Here is a 23,893-nt window from a genome sequence, read left to right as displayed (position 1 = left end):
GAACAATAGGGAATTAACAGCTCACTGTTTCCGATAGATATTCAGACAATTGTTTGATAGCAGCCTGACTCAGGCGCAAGCCCAGTTTTGTTCTACGCCAGATAATATCGTCAACAGTGACGGCCCACTCATATTTAATTAAGTAATCAACTTCGACAGCATATAAATCAGGGCTAAAACGAGTACCCAGATCTTCTAATGCCGATGCCTTATTTAATAGCGTATAGGTGAGGGTGCCGTAGGTGCGTACATAACGGGTTCGCAGCCCGTCGGGTAGCCATGGATAGCGCAATCTAAGTTCATTTGACAGTGTTGGATGGTCTTTGAAGTCACCACCGGGTAGCGTTGCATCAGCGGTCCAGGCGGCTCCTGAGCTTGCGCCGTCGTCTCTGCGTATGCGGATAGCACACAGTTGGTTGACAGCGGCTTCCGCTAATTTACGGTAAGTCGTTATTTTTCCGCCAAAAACAGACAATAAGGGTGCGCCGTTAACCGGTGCATCGATTTCAAATGTGTAATCGCGGCTTACTGCCTGAGCAGAGTCTGAGGTGTCGTCATCCAGCAGTGGGCGAACCCCCGAATAACTCCAAATGATATCTGCTGCAGTTAACGGCTTTTTGAAGTGATCATTGGTTACTGCGATTAAGTAGTCAATTTCATCCTGGCTAATGGTAACGGTAGCCGGATCACCCTCATACTCAACATCAGTCGTGCCTATCAAAGAATATTTCTCTTCAAAAGGGATAACAAAAACGATTCGCTCATCTTTGTTTTGCAGAATAAAAGCTTCCGGCCCTGTATGAAGTCGCGGCACAATGATATGACTTCCCTTGACTAAACGCAGCCGTTTAGGGGCTGGCAATTGCATGACATCAGAGAAAAGGCGGCTAACCCAGGGGCCTGTTGCATTGACCAGCATGCGTGCCTGTATGATTTCGCTTTTACCCTTTGACGTATCCTGCAGGGTCACTTCCCAGAGGTTGTCAGAGCGTGAGGTATGTACACAACGAGTACGGGTTTTGATGCTGGCTCCTGCATGCTGAGCAGCCATTGCATTTAATATGACTAAGCGGGCATCGTCGACCCATCCATCTGAATATTCAAAGCCTTGCGTCATCGCAGGTAACAGTGGGCTGTTTGCTCCAAAATCGACACTCGTGGACGCGCCCAGTGTGGTACGTGTTGCCAGGTGATCATACAGAAACAAGCCTGCCCGGATCATCCAGGCGGGACGAAGGTGCGGTTGGTGAGGCAGTAAAAAACGCAACGGCCAGATAATATGCGGCGCTTTTTTTAATAACACTTCCCGTTCGGCCAGCGCCTCCTTCACTAAGCGAAATTCATAATGTTCAAGATAGCGCAGGCCGCCATGAATCAGCTTACTGCTGCTGGAAGAGGTAGCAGAAGCCAGGTCGTTCATCTCGCAGAGCATTACACTCAAGCCCCTGCCAGCCGCATCCGCTGCAATGCCTGCACCATTGATGCCTCCACCGATCACCAGTAGGTCAACTATTGGCTGTTGATGACTCATGCTTGATCTTCCCTCCGCTGTCATGTGTCATGAGTCTTCTGTTTTATATTAAACAGAACGGTTATGCGAACAATTCTCAAGGCTTGCTGTCTGCCAGCGCTGGTTAGCATGGAGGTGAAGCGTTAAAATAAAACCGTTTTAACCACATTCAGTGAGCTGTTGTTCAATCGTTAGACTGGTAGAGGCAAAAAGATAGAGGCTGAAAATACAGGCTTTTAAAAACAGCCTTTTTAAATAAGGATCGTAAACATCAATATTGCAGATCATTTTCGGACGCAGACTCGCCGCTTACAGATGCTGTTGGCGATCACTTTTGGCATTTTTATCGTGGGATTAATCACGCCGATCATTACCATGACGAAATTTGTCTTGTTGGAAAATACGTTCTCAGTCCTGAGTGGTGCACTTGGACTGTTAAAAGAGGGGCAGTTTTTCCTGTTTGTGGTGATCACTGGCTTTAGTGTGCTGTTGCCACTGCTCAAAATGGCGGTGTTGTATCAGTTACTCAGTGCTAAGCAGCAGGCTTCAGCACATCTGGACAGATATTTACACTGGATGCACCTGTTTGGTAAGTGGTCGATGTTGGATGTGTTTGTGGTGGCGGTGCTCGTGGTAGCGGTGAAGCTGGGGGCGATAGCGAGTGTGGAGATGCGCGTTGGACTGTATGCTTTTACGGCAGCGGTGGTGTTAACCATGTATATAACGGCGCGAGTGGTAAGCTTGACGGATAATTTACCAACAGATACACAAGAAACGACAGTGCGTTAATGACTGCTTGAGTGAGTGGTTTTGTTAGTTAATCAGTAGTAGGAAGGTAGTGTGACAGACAAGCAGGCGAGAAAGAGTCAGAGCAAAACCGACAAGGGTTACGATTTTACGAAGAAGTACAAGGTGTCGGTGTGGGCGTCGCAACATCCTTATGCTGATGTGCCTGATGATTATTTTGACGAGACATTCAGTAAAAATAACAGCCGTGCGGTTAATACCTGGTCGCGAAATTTTAATCTTAACTATTTCAGGCCAGAAAACTTAGAAACCAATGGCACTGAGGAGGGGCTGGTCAATATTGAAGTGGCAGCCGGTGAGTGTTCTTTTTCAACCTCGTATATCCAAACCTTGTTGAGTAAAGCTAAAAAGAAAAAACTGGAAGAGGTCAGTTGGATCATTTTGCTGTTTGAAGTCGAGTACAGCCTTAAGATTTCCGGTGTCGGCAAGGATCAGTATATGACTTTTTTAGGCGCATTTGATTATGACGATGGCGCTGAGAATGTTTATGACGTTGAAGATCCTCAGCTTGAAGAGGCTGACGTTGATTCAGCCGATCCGGATGATGTAAGCAAATAGCTAATATTGCACCTTGAGCGTGCTCCGCATCTACTCGTTGAGTCGATGCGGTTCTAATTCTATCTGAGTGATTCGCAGCCCCAGCATGATCACTTTTCCCAGGTAACGGTCTTCTCCGGTCGATGAGAACTCAAACACAAAGCGTCGCCACAGTCTGAGTTGGCCGTTGTCATCACGTTTTAACCATAGTGCTCTGAGTCCGACACTCTCATCCAGCAATTGCAGCGACATCTCTTTGCAGCTTTTGCGAGCGGCAGTCAGAGCAACTTCTTTTACTTTTTGTGCCGCCCACCAATACCACAGGCAAAGGCAGATCAGGGTGAACCAGAGTAGATCTGAGAATTCAATAAACATCGATAAGGCACTTTGATAGATTTTCTATCAGTTTGCGGTAAAAACCTTTGAAAATAAAGACTCACACGTATTACCTTTTTTTTATGGGTAATCACAGGCAGTGCTGATGCGAGTTTTCGGATGCAAATATCTTCAGCTAGCTTCTCTGATGTGAGTTGCCTGATATGAGTTCTCTAATGCGAATAGTTGAGTAAAATGCTATGGTATGTCTGAGTAATAGTCTGGGGTAAAAGGTAAGTATGTTAAAAGCATTCAATCAGCTGACGTTGGAAAATGGCTATCTGGATTTTCCGGCTAATTTCTATCATCGGGTTAACCCGCGTGGATTAAAAAATGCACACTTGATCAGTTTTAACCCGGATGTCGCTAGCGTATTGGATCTTGATCCCTGCTCGGTGCTGCCTTCTGATTTAGCACGCTTTTTTGGTGGTGGTGATATTTTACCCGGCAGCGAACCGCTGGCGATGAAGTATGGGGGCCATCAGTTTGGCCAATACAATCCGGATCTTGGCGATGGGCGTGGGTTGTTGCTGGGCGAGGTCGTCAATAGCAAAGGTGAGCGCTGGGATCTGCACCTGAAAGGCGCAGGTAAAACAGCTTACTCGCGTTTTGGCGATGGCCGGGCAGTGTTACGTTCCAGCATCCGTGAATATCTGATCAGTGCCGCGATGCAAGGTTTAGATATTCCCACCACGCAAGCGTTATGTTTGGTCGGTAGTGAAGAGTACACCATGCGCGAAGGGATGGAGCTGTGTGCCAAGGTACTGCGGGTCACTCAATGTCACATTCGCTTCGGTCACTTTGAACATCTGTATTACACCCGACAACACGAAGCGCTTAAAACACTGGCCGATTACTGTCTGGATCGTTATTTCCCCGCCTGCAAAACAGCGCATAAAGAATCGGCAGAGCAGGCCTATCTTGCTATGTTCAAACAGATTCGTGATCTTTCTATTGAGATGGTCGCTAAATGGCAAGCGTACGGTTTTGTTCATGGCGTGATGAACAGCGATAATATGTCTATTTTAGGTGAGACCTTTGATTATGGGCCCTATGTGTTCATGGATAGGTATCAACCGGACTTTATCAGTAATCATACGGATCACGAGGGCCGCTACGCATTTAAGCGTCAGCCCGATATTATGTTGTGGAACTTATCCTGTTTAGCGCAGGCGTTATTACCCCTGATTGATCGTGAGGCGTTGGTAGCCGCACTGGATGAGTATAAGGTTCTTTATCAGCAGGCGTATTATCAGCAAATGAAAACGCGCTTAGGTTGGCTGACAGATCATGAAGGCGATGATCTGTTGATAGATCAGTTAATCCAGCTGGCAACCAGGCAACGTATCGATTTGAACCGTTTTTTGCGCGACCTGTGTGATCTGCAGGCCGAGAACGATGCCAGCTTGCATCAGTGTCTGGGACATTTTACGGACCCGGTTGCGGTGACTGACTGGCTAGTGGCTTACACGCGCCGAACAGAACTGGAAGCATCCAGTTTTCCGATTCGACAACAGCAGATGCGCTGTGTGAATCCCTGTTATCTGTTACGCAGTTATATGCTTGAAGAAGCTATCCTTGAAGCGAATAACGGCGATTACCGGCTGGTAAATACACTGTTGAGTGTGGTTCGTCAGCCCTTTGAAGATAAAGCAGAATATGCCCGATATGCGGGCGAGCCTCCTGAGTGGGCCGGCGGTATCAGTCTGAGCTGTTCATCCTGAGGAGACTAATAGCGATAAACAAATAGCTCGTTTCAGCTGCTTAAAATTGATTTGATCGATGAGCGGTTGATTATTGGTTGATTAATTATTGGTTGATTAAAGGTTCACTCCATTGGGATAATTGACTCATTAAGAGTGACTAATTGCGTTTAAGAGGAAAGTCCATGCCATTGCTAGATAGCTTTACCGTTGACCATACACGTATGCATGCTCCGGCTGTGCGTGTCGCAAAGACGATGCAAACGCCCAGTGGCGATACGATCACCGTGTTTGATTTGCGCTTTTGTCTGCCTAATAAAGAAATTTTGAGTGAGCGTGGAATCCATACACTGGAGCATCTGTTTGCCGGTTTCATGCGTGATCATCTGAACGGCAAGAATGTAGAAATTATTGATATCTCTCCGATGGGATGTCGTACTGGTTTTTACATGAGTTTGATCGGCCAGCCAACCGAGCAAGCAGTGGGTGATGCCTGGTTAGCGGCGATGAATGATGTTGAAAAAGTACAGGCGCAGAGTGATATTCCAGAGCTGAATGAATATCAGTGTGGCACTGAACAGATGCACTCACTGGATGAAGCGAAACTGATCGCAGCCAATGTGAAGGCACGTGGTATTACCGTTAACAGTAATGATGAACTGAAATTAGATGCAGAGTTTCTGAAAAGTCACTCCTGATTACAGAGTCTGTCGAAGCGCCCGTCTGTAAACAGGGCGGGCTTTTTATTCTCTTTTATTAGTAAGGGCTGCACGTTTTTCAGTATTTGCACCGAGTATCACAGACCCAATTCCTCCGCTTACCACCAGAATGACACCAGCAAAAGAGAGCCAGTCGGGTAGCTGATCCCAGAAGAACCAACCCCAGAATCCGGTAAACACTACACCACAATAGCTCAGTGGTGAGATAACTGAGGCTTTTGCATACAGGTATGCCTGGGTATACAGCCACATGGTTAGCCAGATCGATAAGCCGATAAACAGCATGGGTAATAATGCCTCAACAGGGATCGGTTGCCAGTTAAGGATCGCCAATGGAATGCTGGCGGCGGCAGATAATCCAAAATAATAAAACAATACACGATTGGTCGGCTCAGAGCGGGTTAGCATCCGTGTGCTGATAATCGAGCCAGCCAGTGTAATGGCTGATGCAAAACCGATCAGGTGCCAGATGCTTAAGGTGCTTCCGTCAGGTTTTAAAATGAATCCTATGCCAATAAAACCGACGGCTATCGGAATCCAGCGAACCCAGGCGATATGGACTTTATGTATCCACAAAATCAAAAAGGGTACGCATAACGGTGCAGCATTGCGTAATAACGCAGCATCTACCAACGGGATATGGGCAATGGCCAGATAATAAGTATAAAAGCAGGCCCAGCCGCACAAGGCTCGCACTATATGTAAATTGAGGTGATCTGTTTTTATGCCGCGAACACCTTTGCTCATCAGCCAGGGCAGCATAAAAGTGACGCAGATAATATATTGTGCTGCCACAATGATCTCAATGCTGACCAGCGTTGAAGTATATTTGATCAGTGCGGCGGCTATGCTCATTACCAGCGCCGTTGATACTGCGTAGAAGGCACCGAGGCCGATATTTTCAGTCGGAGTCGAGATCAATTGAGAATCCTGTTACTTCATTTACAATGAATGCTTAAATAACCGCTGGACGACGTTAATGGATGATATTTCGACATTTTTAACCCACAACTGGTTAAACCTGGCCGCTCTGGCTTGGTTTCTGGTCTGTTTTCGTGGATATATTTTTTATGTGAAGCGAAAGAGCTTAACAACGCCGTGTCTGGTCAGCGTAATGCATATGTATCGTCAAGAATGGATGCGGCGCGTTATGGAGCGCGAAAACCGTATTGCTGATACATCAGCCATCGCTAATCTGGAACGTAGTGTATCCTTTTTTGCTTCAACTACCATGCTGATTTTAGCCGGTTTAATGACAGTGCTTGGCTCAACGGACAAAGCCATAGATCTGGTGGCGGATATTCCTTTTGTAGTGATGGCTACCAGACAAGAGTGGGAGCTGAAAATCTTGCTGTTAATTGTGCTGTTCATCTACGCCTTCTTTAAGTTTACCTGGAGTTTACGCCAATACGGTTTTGTTTCTGTCATGATCGGTGGTGCGCCATTACCTGAAGAGCAGGTATCTCAGCAAGTGAGGCAAGTCACGGCAGACAGAATCGCAAAGATGGCATCTAAGGCCGCCAATAATTTTAATACCGGCTTGCGGACTTATTATTTTAGTCAGGCCGTTTTAGGCTGGTTTATCAACCCGATACTGTTTATGGGCTTAGCAACTTTTATCGTATATATACTCTATCGTCGTGAATTTAAGTCTTCTACTTTGCATATATTAAAGATGTCGTCTGACCCCGAGAAAAAGCGATGAGCGAACAGATACTGGAGAGATGTCGGCGCTTTATCGGCGCTTTAGCACATATGCGCAAGTTGCAGCTGCAGGTAATCAAAGCAGACGAAAAAAGCGTTACTGTTGTTTTGCCTGTGCAGGATCAACTCGTGAGTACGGCGTTCGATACCTATATGCATGGTGGTGTGCTGACGACGCTGGTGGATACCGCGTCCAGCTTATCAACCATACCGGCGCTGAAAGAATATGAGTTATGCCCGACACTGGATCTACGTATCGATCATATGTCGACGCCCGTAATCAGCCAGCCTTTGTACGCGCATGCGGAGTGCTATCGGGTAACCAGGAATGTATTGTTTACGCGCGCCACGGTTTATCAGGAAAGCCCGGGTAAACCGGTTGCTTATGCTATCTCGACCTTTATGCGTCCCGGTGCAGGTAATACGAATGCCGCTTTTAAAGCGATGATTGATGGTGTCGATAGAGAGAGCGCATCGCAGCTGAGTCTAGAGCAAATCGAAGCGGGGAGAGTGTAATGAGTTTGTTGCAGCAACGCGTCAATCAAGCGCATGCCTCGGGTAATTATCAACCGGTAATCGACTTGATTCCCTATGCGGGTGTGATCGGCGTGCAATGTGAGCGTTTTGGCGAAGAGATGATTTTTCGGTTACCCCGTAACCCTAATAATATCGGCAATCCGACCATTCCGGCGATTCATGGTGGTGTAATCGCGTCCTTCATGGAGTTGACGGCAGCTTTTGAGCTGACACTACAACTTAAGCAGCCTGCACTAGCAAAAAATATCGATTTCTCGGTGGACTATATGCAGGCAGGATTAGATCGGGACACGTTTGCCATGTGTACTATTGAGCGACAAGGTCGCCGCGTTGCCAATTGTTCGATCATTGCCTGGCAGGAAAGAAAAAGCCAGCCGATCGCATCTGCGCGTGGGCACTTCCTGCTCGATTCTTTCGCGTCGCTGACATAATCTGAGTACGTTTTAACTCCGCCAGAAGGCAAAGGAGCAATCTTGCAATGGTCTCATTTAAAAAATACCCTTGAAAAGCCAAACAGTGCCCCCATCTCTCAGGAAGTGAAAAAATCATTTTTCTAAGAGAATAAGGTACTGTATCTATGAGCACAGAAACGCAGAAAGAAACGCTTGGTTTTCAGACGGAAGTAAAGCAACTCCTGAATCTGATGATCCATTCTTTGTACTCTAATAAAGAGATCTTCCTGCGCGAGCTGATCTCCAATGCATCAGACGCGGCTGAAAAACTACGCTTTAAAGCACTGTCAAATGGTGCTCTTTATGAAAATGACGGTGATCTGAAAGTCACTGTTAGCTTCGATCCGGAAGCAAAAACCGTCACTATCGAAGATAACGGCGTAGGTATGAGCCGCGATGACGTTGTAGAGCATCTGGGTACTATTGCTAAATCGGGTACAGCGAGCTTCTTAGGACAGCTGACCGGTGATCAGGCACAAGATAATCAGTTGATTGGTCAGTTTGGTGTAGGTTTCTACTCTGCATTTATTGTTGCAGAGAAAGTTGATGTATTCTCCCGCGCAGCCGGTGCACCGGTATCAGAAGGTGTTCATTGGAGTTCTGCCGGTGAAGGTGAATTCAGCATCGCGACAATTGACAAAGAAACGCGTGGTACGCAAATCGTTCTGCATCTGAAAGAAGGTGAAGAAGAGTTTGCCGACGGTTCACGTTTACGCACTTTGGTTCGTAAATACTCTGACCATATCGCGATGCCAGTCATGATGCTGAAAGAAGCACCATTGGGCATGGAAGAAGAAAGCGAAGAGCCTGTTGAAGGTGAAGAAGCTAAAGCTGCAAAAGAACCCAAAGAGGTCGCCGCACCTGAATTGGAAACGGTGAACAGCGCTACAGCTTTGTGGACGTTGAATAAAAGTGATATTTCTGAAGAGGAATATAGCGAATTCTATAAGCATATTTCACATGATTTCGGAAACCCACTAACAGTTGGTCATAACCGTGTCGAAGGTAATCTGGAATACACCAGCTTGTTGTATGTTCCGGAAACCGCTCCGTACGATTTATGGAACCGTGATGCACCTCGTGGCTTGAAACTATACATCCAGCGTGTCTTTGTTATGGATCAGGCTGATCAGTTCCTGCCATTATATTTACGTTTTATTAAAGGTGTGGTTGATTCAAATAACCTCTCACTGAACGTCTCTCGTGAAATTCTGCAGAAAGACCCGAACGTAGACAAACTGCGTACCGCGCTGACCAAGCGTGTTCTGGATATGCTGACTAAGCTGGCGAAAAATGAGCCAGAAAAATATGTCACTTTCTGGAAATCATTTGGTAGTGTGATGAAAGAAGGTCCGGCTGAAGATTACACCAACCGTGAGAAGATCATGAAGCTGTTGCGTTTCGCGTCCACTCACACGGATAGCAGCGAGCCAACCACTTCTCTGGATGACTACATCGGTCGCATGAAAGAAGGTCAGACGAAGATCTATTATGTGGTCGCTGAAAATTACAATACTGCTAAAAACAGCCCTCATTTGGAGATCTTCCGTAAGAAAGGTATCGAAGTATTGCTGATGACCGAGCGTGTTGATGAGTGGATGATGAGCCATCTGTTCGACTACGACGGTAAGTCACTTCAGAACGTCACCAAAGGTGAGCTGGAACTGGGTGAGACGGAAACGGAAGAAGATAAAAAAGCACAAGAAGAGGCTGCTAAAGAAGCAGAAGGTCTGGTTGAGCGTTTGAAAGAACGTTTAAAAGAGAAGGTCTCTGATGTGCGTGTTACACACCGTCTGACGGAATCTCCGGCATGCCTGGTACTGAATGCTTATGATATGGGCGCTCAGATGCGTCAGATCATGGAAGCTGCGGGTCAGGCTGTACCTGATTCTAAACCAGTCTTTGAAATTAATGCAGAGCACCCATTGATTCAGAAACTGGATCAGGAACCGGACGAAGATCGCTTTGGCGAACTTGCTTTGATTATTTTTGATCAGGCCGATCTGGCTGCGGGTGGACATCTGGCAGATCCAGCGGCGTATGTTACGCGTCTGAACAAGTTGCTGCTTGAGCTAAGTCAGTAATTATACCGACTTATTAAGCAAGATCAGTGCTTTAATACAAGCCGCTCAATTGAGCGGCTTTTTTATAATGGGTAGATGTGTTTCAATCGTTGGCCTTACTGACGTAATTAATTGTCTAGCTAACTTTTTAATAGCTACATTGAAAATAACGGATGATATTGACGGTGCACATGAAAAGATCAATCGCCTGTATAGCTTTAACACTCTTGCCTCTGTTTGCTGCTGCGCAGGATCGCCGCTCTGATGACTATGTCGAATACCGACAAGCTGCTTTTACAGCGATGGGTTGGCACTTTAAAAAAATGGGAGCCATGATTCAGGGGCGGGCCCCATACGATGCGCTGGAGTTTAAGCGGCGTGCTGAAGCGGTTTCAGCTTTATCGCAATTGCCTGCAGAAGGTTTTTTGCCAGAAACACAAGACACTCAATTAGCGACACGTCTGAAGCCTGAAATGTGGTACCAGAAAGAGCGCTTTGATACCTATATGCAAGATTTGATTACGGCTACAGCCGAATTGGCTGCGCAGGCAGGTGCGAAAGATAAAGATGATCTGAGATCTGTTTATGGCAGTGCTGCCCGACAGTGTAAAAACTGCCATGACCGCTTCCGTGAAAGTGACTGAGTTGTTACAGCACGGTTATTTACAGGGTCTGAAAGCGTGTTTTGAGATATAACTCTTCAACCTTGGTGCGTGCCCAAGGGGTTTTACGCAGAAACTTCAGGCTTGATTTAATGCTCGGGTCACTCTGAAAGCAGCGAATGTTGATCAGTTGTCCGAGTTGTTCCCATCCATAGTGCTCTTCCAGTGCTGTGACTATTTGCTCAAGAGAAAGCCCGTGCAGCGGGTTGTTTTTTTGTTGGTTATCTTTTGGCTGATCGCTCATTAAAAATCGATGTCCTGAAGCAGATTGCTTTATCAAACTGTTTTATTAAAAAGGCTGGTGTCGATTATACGCAACTGAGCTTACGTTTGCTTTTTATCTTTCATGTCAATTTGTTCTCGGTTCAGTCTCAATTCTATGTGTCGTAAATAGACATCCCCAAGGCGTAGTGGGGCATGGTGTGCGTCTGTGCGCCAGCTATTATCGCTGTACTGGGAATTGTGCGGCAGGTTATCGAAGCGTCATATGTTCTCCCGCGTTTGCTGAAACCGGATAACGGGCAGGAAACAATAATTATAAAACCCAATTTGTGACTTGGCTGTTTGGCTTAGTAGGAGGTATTGATGTTTAGTAAAGGTGACCAGGTTCAGGGATACGACGATGTCCTGTGGGCGGCGGTCGTTAAAGAAGAAGTACGTCAGGAAGAGCATATCGAACTGATAGCCTCTGAGAACTATACGAGCCCGCGTGTCATGCAGATGCAAGGTTCTGTACTGACGAACAAATATGCAGAAGGTTACCCTGAAAAGCGTTACTACGGCGGCTGTGAATACGTTGACCTGGTAGAGCAACTGGCGCTGGATCGTGCTAAAGAGCTGTTCGGTGCAACGTATGCTAACGTTCAGCCACACTCCGGTTCACAGGCAAACGCTGCCGTTTACATGGCACTGTGCGCGCCGGGCGATACTATTCTTGGCATGAGCTTGGCTCACGGTGGTCACCTGACGCATGGTTCTCATGTCAATTTCTCCGGCAAAATGTATAACGCCGTTCAGTACGGTTTACATGAAGCGACGGGCGAGATCGATTACGACGAAGTCGAGCGTCTGGCGATAGAGCATAAACCGAAGATGATCGTTGCCGGTTTCTCGGCTTATTCGCAGATTGTGGATTGGGCGCGTTTTCGCCAGATCGCTGACAAAGTAGGCGCTTACCTGTTTGTTGATATGGCGCACGTGGCCGGTCTGGTGGCTGCAGGCCTCTATCCAAACCCGGTACCTTTTGCCGATGTCGTGACAACGACGACACACAAGACGTTACGTGGCCCTCGCGGTGGTTTGATTATCTCGCGTGATAACGAACTGGAGAAAAAACTGAATTCTGCGGTATTCCCGGGTGGCCAGGGGGGCCCGCTGATGCATGTTATTGCGGCTAAAGCGGTCGCGTTTAAGGAAGCTTTGGAGCCTGATTTCAAAGCGTATCAGGCGCAGGTGATTAAAAATGCCAATGCGATGGCTGAAGTGCTGATCGAACGTGGTTTTGATATCGTTTCTGGGGGTACTAAAAACCACCTGTTTCTACTCAGCCTGATTAAGCAGGGTCTGACCGGCAAAGCGGCGGATGCCGCGCTGGGTCGCGCTAACATTACCGTCAACAAAAACGCCGTGCCCGGCGATCCACAATCTCCGTTCGTCACATCGGGTCTGCGTATCGGCTCCCCTGTCGTGACAACGCGCGGCTTTAAAGAAGTGCAGTGTCGTACGCTGGCCGGTTGGATTGCTGACCTGTTGGATGTATTGAACGAGCCTGAAGCCCTGGACGCCAAGATTGCAGAAGTGAAAGAGCAAGTGAAAGCGCTGTGTGCTGACTACCCGGTTTATAAATAAGCCAGTTTATATCGCTAATTTTTACTGAATATACAGGCAGCCGGCTGTTGAACATAGACCGGCTGTCGATTAATAACAGGAGCTGATCATATGCAGCGTTATTCAGGTTTTGGACTGCTCAAGCACAGTCTCACGCACCATGAGAACTGGCAGCGTACGTGGCGTAACCCTACGCCAAAGAAAGAATATGATGTGGTGATTATTGGTGGCGGTGGTCACGGTTTAGCGACGGCCTACTATCTCGCCAAAGAGCACGGCATTACAAATGTGGCCGTGATCGAAAAAGGGTATTTGGGCGGCGGTAATACGGCGCGTAATACCACGATTGTGCGTTCTAATTACTTGTGGGATGAGTCGGCTCACTTATATGAGCACGCCATGAAATTGTGGGAAGGTCTCTCTCAGGATCTGAACTACAACGTGATGTTCTCTCAACGCGGTGTGTTAAACCTGGGCCATACGTTACAAGACATGCGTGATATCGAGCGACGCGTTAATGCTAACCGTCTGAACGGTATTGACGGTGAAGTACTGGATCCACAGCAGATCAAAGAGATCGTGCCGCACATGGATTGCTCCGATAATACCCGCTACCCGATTATGGGCGCCTCCTGGCAGCCGCGTGGTGGTGTGGCGCGTCATGATGCGGTGGCCTGGGGCTTCGCACGTGGTGCAGATTCCTACGGTGTGGATTTGATTCAGGAAACCGAAGTAACGGGTCTGATTATTGAAGATGGCACGATTGTTGGGGTTAAAACCAACCGTTACGGTGATATTAAAGCCGGCCGTGTCGGTTCTGTGGTCGCGGGTAACTCCAGTGTTGTCGCGAAGATGGCGGGTTTTGACTTGCCGCTCGAATCGCACCCTTTGCAGGCGTTAGTCTCTGAACCGATCAAGCCGATTCTGGATACGGTGGTGATGTCTAACCACGTACACGGTTATGTCAGCCAGTCAGACAAAGGTGACTTAGTCATCGGTGCCGGTATTGATAGCTATACAGGCTATGGCCAGCGGGGTTCTTATCCGACCATCGAACATACCGTGCAGGCCATTGTGGAGTTGTTCCCGATTTTTAGCCGCGTGCGTATGAACCGTCAGTGGGGCGGTATTGTTGATACATGCCCGGACGCCTGTCCGATTATCAGTAAAACACCGGTCAAGAATCTGTTCTTCAACTGCGGTTGGGGTACCGGTGGCTTTAAAGCCACGCCGGGTTCAGGCAACGTGTTTGCCGCATCCCTGGCCAGCGGCGAGATGCATCCCATGGCTGAACCATTCTCTATGTTCCGCTTCCATGACGGCGCGCTGATCGATGAGCACGGTGCGGCAGGCGTAGCACACTAACAGGGGCTGATTAACATGTTTCATATTTATTGCCCGCATTGTGCGGAATATCGTGAAGAAGAAGAGTTTCACGCCGTCGGTCAGGCGCATATCGCCAGACCCGCAGATCCAGACGCGTGCTCTGATAAAGAGTGGGGCGAGTATATGTTTTTCCGTAAAAACCCACGTGGTATTCATCATGAGTTGTGGGTTCATGCCGCCGGTTGTCGCAAGTTTTTCAATATAACGCGCGATACCCAGAACTACGACATTAAAGAAGTCTACAAGATTGGCGAAAAGCCATCTGTAGTCGCTGAGTAACAGGAGCGGAATTATGACACAGCCAAACCGCCTCCAGAGTGGGGGTCGCATCGACCGCTCCAAGCCATTAACCTTTACCTACAACGGTAAACAATATAAAGGTTATCAGGGCGATACTCTGGCCTCTGCTATATTGGCCAACGGCATCGATGTCGTTAGCCGTAGTTTTAAATACAGCCGTCCCCGCGGTATTGTCGCCGCCGGTGCTGAAGAGCCCAATGCCATCTTGCAGCTGGGCGCTAGCGAAGCCACGCAGGTGCCTAACGTACGTGCGACGCAGCAAGAGCTGTTCAATGGACTCGTCAGCCAGGCGACGAACGGCTGGCCGAACGTTGATACGGATGTGATGTCCATCATCGGTAAGGTCGGTGGCAAAATGATGCCGCCGGGGTTTTACTACAAGACGTTTATGTTCCCCGAGTCTCTGTGGAACACCTATGAGTCTTTGATTCGTAAAGCGGCGGGTATGGGGCGTTCGCCTCTGGAAAATGACCCGGATTTTTATGACAACGTTAATCAGCACTGTGACGTCTTAATTGTCGGTGCGGGTCCTGCCGGTTTAGCCGCGGCACTGACGGTGGCCCGCAGTGGCGCACGTGTCATTTTAGCGGACGAGCAAAACGAGTTTGGTGGCAACCTGCTCAGCACGAAAGAAACGCTGGATGGTCAGCCGGCGTCTGCCTGGGTTAATGCGGTGACAAAAGAGTTGCGTAGTTATGACGACGTCATGTTATTACCGCGTTCTACCGTCAACGGTTACCACGACCATAACTTCGTGACGATCCATGAACGTTGCACGGATCACCTCAGCGATATAGCGCCGGTTAATCAGGCCCGTCAGCGTTTGCACCGCGTACGCGCTAAATGGGTTGTCCTGGCGACCGGGGCGCATGAACGTCCATTAGTGTACTCAAACAACGATGTACCGGGTTGTATGGTCAGCGGTGCTGTGTCTACCTACATCAATCGTTATGGCGTCGTGCCGGGTAATGCGTTGGTGGTCACGACGACGAACGATTATGGCTATCAGTCCGCGTTAGACTGGCATGATGCCGGGCGTAAAGTGGTGGCCGTCGTCGACACCCGTGCGAATCCTGTGGGTGAGCGTATTGAGGCGGCGCGTCAACGCGGTATCAAGATTATCACAGGCTCTGCCGTGATTGAGGTACAAGGCTCAAAACGTGTCTCCGGTGTGTCGGTGGCAACCATCAGCGCCGATGGCAATAAAGTCACCGGTTCTGTGACGAAGCTGGGCGCCGATACAGTGGCAACATCGGGTGGCTGGAGTCCGGTTATCCACTTGTCCAGCCATACCGGCAGTCGTCCCATCTGGAATGATGAGATTGTTGGCTTCGTACCCGGAAAGACGGTGCAGAAACAGCTGACGGCGGGGGGGATTAACGGCTGCTACCACACCGGTGCGGTGTTGCTTGAAGGTCTGAACGCCGGTCTGGAAGCGGTGGCTAACGTCGGCCTGAATGCGGCTGAAGTGGTATTACCCACCGCCGAGGACGTGAAAGAGGGGGCCCCGATGACCTTGTTTCATATCCCGCATTTGAAACCCACGTCGCAGGCGCCGAAGCAATTTGTCGATTATCAGACCGATGTCACCGCGGCCGGCATTGAGCTGGCCTGTCGTGAAGGCTTCGAGTCGATCGAACATGTGAAGCGTTATACGGCGATGGGCTTTGGTACCGACCAGGGGAAGCTGGGTAATATCAATGGCATGGCGGTGGCGGCGAAGGCGCTGAATAAAACCATTCCGGAAACCGGCACGACGATCTTTCGTCCGAACTATACGCCGATCTCGTTTGGTGCCATCGCGGGCCGTAATTGCGGTGCGTTATTTGATCCTAAACGCTATTCGGCGATGCACATGTGGCACGTAGAGCGCGGCGCTAAGTTTGAGGATGTCGGCCAATGGAAACGTCCATGGTATTTCCCTCAAGCGGGCGAAAACATGCAGCAGTCTCTGGATCGTGAATGCCTGGCCGTGCGTCAGAGTGTCGGTATCCTGGATGCCTCTACGTTGGGTAAGATCGATATTCAGGGCAAAGATGCACGTGAATTCCTTGGTCGTATCTACAGCAATGCTTGGGCTAAATTAGCCGTCGGTAAGTGTCGTTACGGCTTGATGTGCGGTGAAGACGGCATGGTGTTCGATGATGGGGTGTCGGCTTGTTTAGGCGAAAACCACTTCTTGATGACTACCACCACGGGCGGCGCCGCACGGGTGCTGGAATGGCTTGAGTTGTATCACCAGACCGAATGGCCTGAGTTGGAAGTGTATTTCAATACCGTGACCGATCACTGGTCGACCCTGACTATTTCTGGCCCTAACAGCCGTAAGCTGCTATCAGAACTGACCGACGCGGATGTGACGAACGAAAACTTCTCCTTCATGGACTGGAAACAGATAACAGTAGCAGGGGTGCCTGCGCGTGTCTTTCGGATCTCGTTCACCGGTGAGCTGACGTTTGAAATCAACGTACAGGCTAACTACGGAATGCATGTATGGAAGCAGTTATTCAAAGCGGGTGCGCAGTACAATTTGACACCCTACGGCACGGAAACCATGCATATTTTGCGCGCTGAAAAAGGCTTCATTATTGCCGGTCAGGATACCGATGGTTCGGTTCACCCGTTTGATTTGGGAATGGGCTGGTGTGTGTCGAATCAAAAGCCGTTCAGTTATGTGGGTAAGCGCGGTATGAACCGCCAGGACTGTATCCGTGAAAATCGTAAGCAGTTAGTGGGCATCAAGACCAAAGATCCTAAAGTGGTGATTCCTGAAGGCGCACAAGCGGTACTGGATCCTAAAGCCCCGATTCCTATGCCGATGGTCGGTCATGTTACGTCCAGCTATTGGAGTGCTCATTTAGGTCACTCTATCGCAATGGGCTTTATCAAAGGCGGTTTAACTAAAATGGGTGAGACGGTGTATTACCCGCTAGCTGACGGTACGGTGATTGAAGCTGAAATCTGTAGCCCAATCTTCCTGGATCCGAAAGGGGAGCGTCAAAATGTCTGATATGAATGTGATGACACCAGCAGAAATGGCAGCGACGAAAGCGGCCGTAATGGATCAGGTGCCTGGTCCTGAAGTACAGGGGCAATCGCCGTTGCACCATGCGGACCTGGCATCTTTGGCCAAGGCCGGTACTGTGTTAGGCGCGGCCGCCGGGGGTATTCAACTGCGTGAACATAAGCTTCTGGGGCACCTGACGCTGCGTCTTAATCCGGAAAATACCGATCAGCTAGCCGCGGCAGAACGCGTGTTGGGCGTGGCTTTGCCACTGCAGCCACTCACCTCCGTCGAGAAAGGGAGCTATTCGGTGCGCTGGATGTCACCCGATGAATGGTTGATCTTAGTGCCGGGCCTTGAAGCATTTGATGTGGAATCCAGATTCCGCGATGAGATGGGCGGTCACTATTCACTGGTTAACAGCAGTGGTGGTTCGACTGTGTTGGAGTTGTCCGGTGCTGATGTGGTGGAGCTGTTGAAAAGATGCACACCGATTGATCTGCACCCGACGGTGTTTCCGGTGGGTAAAGTCGTTTCAACGGTGTTTGCTAAGAGCTCAGCCATCATCCGCCGCACGGGAGAGCAGCGTTTTGAACTGGTGATTCGACGCAGCTTTTCTGACTACATCTGGCTTTGGCTTCAGGAAGTCAGCCGTGAATTTGGTCTGGTAGTAAAAGCCTGAGATCTGAAATAGACCGGGCTGAAAGGCCCGGATAGTTCTTCAGTTTCACTTTTTTTATGCCGGTTATTTACGTTCTTTATTTAAGTACTGCCGGTTATATAAGTAAGGTATTGTTATGAACAACAAACAAAAACCGTGGATATTTACCGCCAGCTGTCCAAGTATTGTCGGCACTGTTGATGCGGTTACCCGCTATATGGCAAATGCTAAAAACTATATCGATGAAATACATTCGTTTGATGACAAAGTATCGCAGCGTTTTTTTATCCGGGTAGAGTTTCAGCCGGGTAATAGTGACTTCACTGAGGCGATGTTCGAAGCAGATTTTACCGCCAGTGCAGCCGAGTTTGATATGCAGTGGCAACTGACCCGCCCGGAGCATCGTCAGCGTGTCGCCATTTTAGTATCAAAATATGATCATTGTTTAAACGATCTGTTGTATCGCTACCGTACCGGACAGTTGAATATTGAGATTCCGCTGATTATTTCCAATCATCCAGACCTTAAACCACTGGCTGAATGGCATGGAATTCCCTATCACCATTTACCGATCAGTAATGAAACCAAGCCTGAGCAGGAAGCTGAAATAGTTAAATTATTGTCAGAGTACGATATCGAACTCGTCGTGCTGGCTCGCTATATGCAAGTGCTATCTCCTAAGTTGTGTGAACATCTTGATGGTTGGGCCATCAATATTCATCACTCTTTGTTACCGGGGTTTAAAGGTGCACGTCCTTATCACCAAGCGTGGGAAAAAGGCGTGAAAATGGTGGGTGCCACGGCGCATTATGTAAATAACGATCTGGATGAAGGCCCTATCATTGCTCAAGGCATTCAACCGGTGGGACATGCCCAATATCCCGAAGATTTGATCTCCAAGGGGCAGGATATAGAACGTGTCACCCTGTTTAATGCGGTTCGTCATCATATTGAAAAGCGTGTGTTTATCAATGGTAGCCGGACTGTCGTTTTTAGTAACTAAGGGCTTAGTAATTAAGGGCTTAGTAACTAATGTAAAGAACTGCTTATAAGGTACTGTTTATAAAGAATTATTTATAAAGCACTGTTGGTGTAGTGGTTGTTTATCCGGAGTTGTTCACTTTATACCAGAAGCCTGCGCTATTGTTGATCTGAGATGCGATGCTCAGAGCACCTCGTCGAGAGGTATAGGCTTCTGGTCTTTTTATTTTGCGCGGCCTTCAATGCTCACCGGTTTTCGCGGGCAAGCGTGGGGGAGACGCCAAAATAGTCTTTGTAACAATTACTGAAGTGGCTGGTACTGACAAAACCACTCGCCAGAGCAATGTTGGTAATTGAGTCATTCGTTTGTAACAGCAAACGGCGAGCATGCGTAATTCTAAGCTCCAAATAATAGCGGCTAGGTGATGTTTCCAGATGATGCTGAAATAAGCGCTCGGTTTGACGTCTTGAAATACCAACAAGCCCACTTAATTCATCGGCACTGATAGGTTCTTCAATATTTGCGGCCATGAGTGACATCAGATCACGCAGTTTTTCGGGTAGGCAGGGGTCGTCAATCACTTGGTTGAGACGTATGTCACTGCTTTCTGATATCTGATCGCAGCTTAGAATCTCCCGAATGGCTCTGATGATAGCTTTTCCGTGTATTTGCCCAATCAGGTAAAGCATCATCTCTAAAGCGCTAACCGGGCCTGCACAACTGAGACGGTTGTTGTCGCGAACAAACACTTGATTGGAGGTGGTTACGTGAGGAAACCGCTCGCGCATAAATGCGTGGTTATCTGGATGGACGGCACAGCTTAGATTGTCTAGCAGACCTGCGTGAGCTAACGGGATCGCACCATTCCATATCCCACCCATGATAACGCCTTGTTTGGCCGCCTCTTTAAGCAGCATGCTAAGGGCCGGGTGTGCGTCAGTTGAACAACGAAAGCCGCCACAAATGATAAGTATTTTAGGGAGGTTTTTGTGTGAGCTTGCATCATTAATGATGGAGTCGGCAGAAATTTCTATACCCAGATCACTGATAACAGGCGAGCTATCTACAGCAAGTGTTTCATAGCTAAAGAGTGGGCTGGTATTGACCAGGTTGGCTGTGACTAAAGCGTCAACTGCCGCCGTGAAAGCCATCATAGAGAAATGCTTTTGCAGAATGAAACCGACATGCGTGGGTTCAGATTGAGTGCTGCCCGCAGGTAAAAAAGCACTGTTAGCATCTCGCATTTTTGCGCTAAAGTTGCGTTTCTCTTTATGGCCGGTCATAAATCATACCTATTCGTTATGCTTTTTCTTTTACTCATGGTTACTAAGGAACATACGATTAAGTTAACCACTCGATGATAATGTTACCGGGCGGTAATTCTGATCCCTGTCAGCTTCTATTTCTTTAGGTTTTCAGCGGGGCTTGCGCCTGTGCGGTTGTGTATATTCATCATTAGATACAATTATCCTAAGCACTTAACATCTTATTCACACGCATAATGTTCGCCAACGAAAATATCATGGCGAGTTTACAATGATTTTACTCAGGCGACGATAACCCGCCTGAGTAAAGCCGAAGTGCCATCTATATAAAAAACCTGATTTCATGATTCTTTTAACGCTCAAAGAAAACTACAGGTCGTAAATTGGCATATGGCATTTTTTAGTGAGAATATAATCTCTTGTCTATCAGAATAATAATTACGCACATTGTGCGGAGGCATCATGTCTATCAGTGTTTTTGATCTTTTTAAAATTGGAATAGGTCCTTCCAGCTCTCATACCGTTGGCCCGATGCTAGCCGCTGCTGAATTTGCACATCATCTTCAACAGCATGGTATGGCTGAGAAGGTGCATAATATCCGTGTCGATCTGTTCGGCTCACTCAGCGCAACGGGTATAGGTCATGGCACCGATAAGTCGGTCATTGTTGGATTGATGGGAGAGCGTCCCGCTACTATTGACCCTAAGATTATCGACCCTGTTGTCGCGACGCTTCAGCAGACCAACAGATTAAGCCTGCTGGGTCAGTATGATGTGGAATTTATCTGGTCCAGAGATATGAGACTGCTTGAAGAGAATCTTCCTTATCATCCTAATGCTATGCGACTGCTTGCGACAGCGGTGGATGGCACGCTGCTCTATGCAAACACTTACTATTCGGTCGGGGGTGGTTTTGTTATTGATGAAAGCGATGCAACCGCCGATGCGCATTTAGTCCCGCAAGTTGCGCTGCCCTATGAGTTCAATAATGCAGTACAACTACTGGCGCTATGTAAACAGAACAAGCTGAGCATCAGCCAGTTGATGATGGAAAATGAAAAAGTTTGGCGAACTGAAGCTGAAACACGTGCCGGGTTAAAAGTCATCTGGCAGGCCATGCAGGATTGTGTCCACAGTGGTTTAGTCAACGAGGGTGTTTTGCCTGGCGGTTTAAATGTCAGACGTCGTGCGGCGAGCTGGCATAAATCGTTACAGCGCGGGACACAGCCTAACGTAATAAGTAGCACTTTAAGCGCTATGGATTGGATAAACCTCTATGCGCTGGCAGTGAATGAGGAGAATGCAGCGGGTGGCCGTATGGTGACCGCTCCAACCAATGGTGCCGCGGGCATTATTCCGGCAGTATTGATGTATTACATGGAGTTCACAGAAGACCCCAGCGAAGATGCGGTGGTTGATTTTATGCTGGCGGCTGCCGCTATCGGCGCCTTGTGTAAGAAAAATGCCTCTATTTCCGGCGCCGAAGTGGGTTGCCAGGGAGAAGTTGGTTCGGCCTGTGCTATGGCCGCAGCAGGCCTGTGTGAAATATTAGGGGGGACTCCTGAACAAGTAGAGAATGCCGCTGAAATAGGTTTGGAGCACAATCTGGGATTGACCTGCGATCCTGTGGGAGGCTTGGTACAAGTCCCGTGTATCGAGCGAAATGCGATTGGTGCCATGAAAGCAATTAATGCCACACAAATGGCCTTACGCGGTGATGGAGAACACTTTATCTCATTGGATAAAGTGATTCGAACGATGCGCGATACCGGCCGTGATATGCAGGATAAGTACAAGGAAACTTCACGCGGTGGGTTAGCCGTCAATGCGATTGAGTGCTGATTTGTTAAAAATCTGGCGAGATATGATAAATGTCATATTAACGCTGTAGCTTGGATTTGTTGATGAATAATTCGAGTAGTGATAATCAGGGTGATAGCGAATTCATAACTAAAAAAATTGGGTTTTTACTACTCAATAATTTTACGATGATATCGTTAGCGTCGGCTGTTGAGCCTTTGCGCATGGCGAACCAACTGAGCGGGGAACCCCTTTATGAGTGGGTTACCCTCACGGAAGATGGCGGGGCGGTGAGCGCCAGCGACGGCATTAAGATAACCCCTGATTCCAGTATGCAAAATGCAGCCTTGCTGGATATCGTTATTGTCGCCGGGGGGCTTAATGTTACGCGTGCTTACAGCAAAACTCAGCTTACCTGGCTCAAGTCCCAGGCCCGCAAAGGCTGCACCTTAGGTGCAATTTGCACCGGCGCTTATGTGCTGGCTGAGGCGGGCTTGCTCGACGGTTATGATTGCAGTACGCACTGGGAATATATAGCAGGACTACAGGAAGCTTTTCCCAGAGTCTGTTGCTCTAACCGTCTTTTTAGCTTTGATCGGGATCGTATGACGTCCACGGGAGGCAACGCACCGCTTGATATGATGTTGCATCTGATCAAGCAGGAGCATAGTGCGTTACTGTCTACTGCAATTTCAGAAATGTTTATCTGTGATCGTATTCGCAGTGAAACAGACCAGCAAAAAGTGCCACTGCAGTATGTTTCGGCGGCTATGCAGCCTAAATTGGCCGAAGTTGTCGGTTTGATGGCGGCTAACATAGAAGAGCTGATTGATATGGATGAACTGGCACATTATGCAGGTCTTTCACGACGCCAGTTAGAGCGCTTATTTATAAAATACCTGCAATGTCCACCCTCTAAGTATTATTTGAAATTACGTTTGCTGCGTGCACGCCAGTTACTAAAGCAAAGTGACCTACCTATTATTGAAATATCGACGGCGTGTGGCTTTGTCTCTACGCCGCATTTCAGCAAGTGTTATCGGGAACAGATGGGTGTACCTCCCAGTGAAGAGCGCTCTGGTAATAAGCGTAAAAGCGCGCAGCAAAAGGTGCAAAGTGGAATATCCCTGCCTGTCATATCCGGGGAGGCTGGCGATAAGCTCAATGAAAAGCAGTCGATGATACAAAACGTGTCGGCTCAGCCTGATCAGGGAATACAGAAAGAACCCCTCAAGCAAGCATCGAAGGCCAAAAAGCGCGACTCAATCGCTAATGATGCGTTGCTGGAAGCCCGTTCAGAGTCTACTTTTGGCAGTGTGCGAATTAAGAAATAACGGCTCCATTTCGCTTCAAATTATATCCTTCCACTCTTTGATGTAGCAGAGTCGCGTATTCGGCCCTGGTGCAGCAGCAATTGCCTTTTATCTATCCCCGACATAGCGGATGTGACGCTTTTGGTATCAAGAGAGTCGCTTCCAGCGTCTTGACGATCCTCACTAAATTTTACACTGGCCTGAACGTTGGGGAGAGTAAGTTCTTTAACCTCCTCTCGCTCTGACCCATTTTTCGTTGGAGTGATTATTAATCAGGGGGTTGCGA

Annotated in this window: 22 protein-coding genes; 17 read left to right on the top strand and 5 right to left on the bottom strand. The window is 48.2% G+C overall.

The window, feature by feature from the left end; genetic code table 11:
* Window positions 1-13: 13 nt before the first annotated feature.
* Complete coding sequence (glpD, locus tag BM099_RS08060) at window positions 14-1,531, bottom strand: glycerol-3-phosphate dehydrogenase (protein ID WP_090726540.1); 1,518 nt, start codon at window positions 1,529-1,531, stop codon at window positions 14-16.
* Window positions 1,532-1,825: 294 nt separating this feature from the next.
* Here glpD and BM099_RS08055 point away from each other — a divergent pair, with 294 nt between their 5' ends.
* Both BM099_RS08055 and BM099_RS08050 read left to right on the top strand, forming a co-directional pair.
* A complete protein-coding gene (locus tag BM099_RS08055; protein WP_090726537.1) occupies window positions 1,826-2,299 on the top strand; it encodes a paraquat-inducible protein A in 474 nt (157 codons plus the stop codon).
* Between the two features lie 51 nt (window positions 2,300-2,350).
* Window positions 2,351-2,875, top strand: coding sequence for an immunity 22 family protein (locus BM099_RS08050; protein WP_090726535.1), 525 nt, complete (start codon window positions 2,351-2,353; stop codon window positions 2,873-2,875).
* Window positions 2,876-2,905: 30 nt separating this feature from the next.
* On the opposite strand, the gene BM099_RS08045 is transcribed toward BM099_RS08050, so the two are convergent.
* A complete protein-coding gene (locus BM099_RS08045; RefSeq protein ID WP_090726533.1) occupies window positions 2,906-3,229 on the bottom strand; it encodes a DUF3301 domain-containing protein in 324 nt (107 codons plus the stop codon).
* Window positions 3,230-3,468: 239 nt separating this feature from the next.
* On the opposite strand from BM099_RS08045, the gene BM099_RS08040 reads away from it, so the two are divergent.
* Both BM099_RS08040 and luxS read left to right on the top strand, forming a co-directional pair.
* Window positions 3,469-4,953: a protein adenylyltransferase SelO gene (locus BM099_RS08040; protein WP_090726531.1), complete on the top strand. Its 1,485-nt coding sequence runs from the start codon at window positions 3,469-3,471 to the stop codon at window positions 4,951-4,953.
* Between the two features lie 164 nt (window positions 4,954-5,117).
* Window positions 5,118-5,630, top strand: coding sequence for an S-ribosylhomocysteine lyase (gene luxS / locus BM099_RS08035; protein ID WP_090726527.1), 513 nt, complete (start codon window positions 5,118-5,120; stop codon window positions 5,628-5,630).
* 45 nt (window positions 5,631-5,675) lie between these two features.
* On the opposite strand, the gene BM099_RS08030 is transcribed toward luxS, so the two are convergent.
* Complete coding sequence (locus BM099_RS08030; protein ID WP_232349065.1) at window positions 5,676-6,572, bottom strand: DMT family transporter; 897 nt, start codon at window positions 6,570-6,572, stop codon at window positions 5,676-5,678.
* Window positions 6,573-6,630: 58 nt separating this feature from the next.
* Between BM099_RS08030 and BM099_RS08025 the strand changes: the two genes are divergently transcribed.
* From BM099_RS08025 to BM099_RS08005, 5 genes are all read left to right on the top strand, one after another.
* Complete coding sequence (locus tag BM099_RS08025) at window positions 6,631-7,356, top strand: DUF599 domain-containing protein (RefSeq protein ID WP_090726525.1); 726 nt, start codon at window positions 6,631-6,633, stop codon at window positions 7,354-7,356.
* Complete coding sequence (locus tag BM099_RS08020) at window positions 7,353-7,871, top strand: PaaI family thioesterase (RefSeq protein WP_090726523.1); 519 nt, start codon at window positions 7,353-7,355, stop codon at window positions 7,869-7,871. Before BM099_RS08025 ends, BM099_RS08020 begins: the two co-directional genes overlap by 4 nt.
* A complete protein-coding gene (locus BM099_RS08015; protein WP_090726521.1) occupies window positions 7,871-8,323 on the top strand; it encodes a PaaI family thioesterase in 453 nt (150 codons plus the stop codon). The genes BM099_RS08020 and BM099_RS08015 overlap by 1 nt, the downstream gene beginning before the upstream one ends.
* 146 nt (window positions 8,324-8,469) lie before the next feature.
* The gene (gene htpG / locus BM099_RS08010; RefSeq protein WP_090726519.1) at window positions 8,470-10,428 is read left to right on the top strand and encodes a molecular chaperone HtpG; all 1,959 of its coding nucleotides are present in this window, start codon (window positions 8,470-8,472) and stop codon (window positions 10,426-10,428) included.
* A gap of 170 nt (window positions 10,429-10,598) precedes the next feature.
* Window positions 10,599-11,051, top strand: coding sequence for a c-type cytochrome (locus BM099_RS08005; RefSeq protein WP_177201116.1), 453 nt, complete (start codon window positions 10,599-10,601; stop codon window positions 11,049-11,051).
* A gap of 19 nt (window positions 11,052-11,070) precedes the next feature.
* Here the strand turns inward: BM099_RS08005 and BM099_RS08000 are convergent, their stop codons facing one another.
* Window positions 11,071-11,313: a VF530 family protein gene (locus BM099_RS08000; RefSeq protein WP_090726516.1), complete on the bottom strand. Its 243-nt coding sequence runs from the start codon at window positions 11,311-11,313 to the stop codon at window positions 11,071-11,073.
* A gap of 341 nt (window positions 11,314-11,654) precedes the next feature.
* On the opposite strand from BM099_RS08000, the gene glyA reads away from it, so the two are divergent.
* The 6 genes from glyA to purU all read left to right on the top strand — a co-directional run bounded on the left by glyA (window position 11,655) and on the right by purU (window position 19,250).
* The gene (gene glyA / locus BM099_RS07995) at window positions 11,655-12,917 is read left to right on the top strand and encodes a serine hydroxymethyltransferase (protein WP_090726514.1); all 1,263 of its coding nucleotides are present in this window, start codon (window positions 11,655-11,657) and stop codon (window positions 12,915-12,917) included.
* A gap of 90 nt (window positions 12,918-13,007) precedes the next feature.
* Window positions 13,008-14,261: a sarcosine oxidase subunit beta family protein gene (locus BM099_RS07990; RefSeq protein WP_090726511.1), complete on the top strand. Its 1,254-nt coding sequence runs from the start codon at window positions 13,008-13,010 to the stop codon at window positions 14,259-14,261.
* A gap of 15 nt (window positions 14,262-14,276) precedes the next feature.
* Entirely contained in the window at window positions 14,277-14,561 is a 285-nt protein-coding gene (locus tag BM099_RS07985; protein ID WP_090726509.1) for a sarcosine oxidase subunit delta, read from the top strand.
* 13 nt (window positions 14,562-14,574) lie between these two features.
* Window positions 14,575-17,592 (top strand): sarcosine oxidase subunit alpha, encoded by a 3,018-nt coding sequence (locus tag BM099_RS07980; protein WP_090726507.1) that lies wholly within the window; start codon window positions 14,575-14,577, stop codon window positions 17,590-17,592.
* Window positions 17,585-18,268 carry a sarcosine oxidase subunit gamma gene (locus tag BM099_RS07975; RefSeq protein ID WP_090726505.1) on the top strand — a complete coding sequence of 228 codons (684 nt, stop codon included), beginning with the start codon at window positions 17,585-17,587 and terminating at the stop codon, window positions 18,266-18,268. Before BM099_RS07980 ends, BM099_RS07975 begins: the two co-directional genes overlap by 8 nt.
* Before the next feature lie 115 nt (window positions 18,269-18,383).
* Window positions 18,384-19,250, top strand: coding sequence for a formyltetrahydrofolate deformylase (gene purU, locus BM099_RS07970; protein WP_090726503.1), 867 nt, complete (start codon window positions 18,384-18,386; stop codon window positions 19,248-19,250).
* A 224-nt stretch (window positions 19,251-19,474) separates the two neighbouring features.
* On the opposite strand, the gene BM099_RS07965 is transcribed toward purU, so the two are convergent.
* Window positions 19,475-20,512 carry a GlxA family transcriptional regulator gene (locus BM099_RS07965; RefSeq protein ID WP_090726500.1) on the bottom strand — a complete coding sequence of 346 codons (1,038 nt, stop codon included), beginning with the start codon at window positions 20,510-20,512 and terminating at the stop codon, window positions 19,475-19,477.
* Window positions 20,513-20,956: 444 nt separating this feature from the next.
* On the opposite strand from BM099_RS07965, the gene BM099_RS07960 reads away from it, so the two are divergent.
* On the top strand, window positions 20,957-22,336 hold the full coding sequence (locus BM099_RS07960; RefSeq protein ID WP_090726497.1) for an L-serine ammonia-lyase: 1,380 nt from the start codon (window positions 20,957-20,959) through the stop codon (window positions 22,334-22,336).
* A gap of 62 nt (window positions 22,337-22,398) precedes the next feature.
* Window positions 22,399-23,628: a choline metabolism transcriptional regulator GbdR gene (gbdR, locus tag BM099_RS07955; protein WP_090726495.1), complete on the top strand. Its 1,230-nt coding sequence runs from the start codon at window positions 22,399-22,401 to the stop codon at window positions 23,626-23,628.
* The last annotated feature ends 265 nt before the right edge of the window (window positions 23,629-23,893 follow it).

It is taken from the genome of Neptunomonas qingdaonensis, assembly GCF_900113275.1.
GTDB lineage: Bacteria > Pseudomonadota > Gammaproteobacteria > Pseudomonadales > Balneatricaceae > Neptunomonas > Neptunomonas qingdaonensis.
The sequence above is the reverse complement of the archived record's forward strand: the minus strand, read 5'-3'. Positions and strand labels throughout refer to the sequence as shown.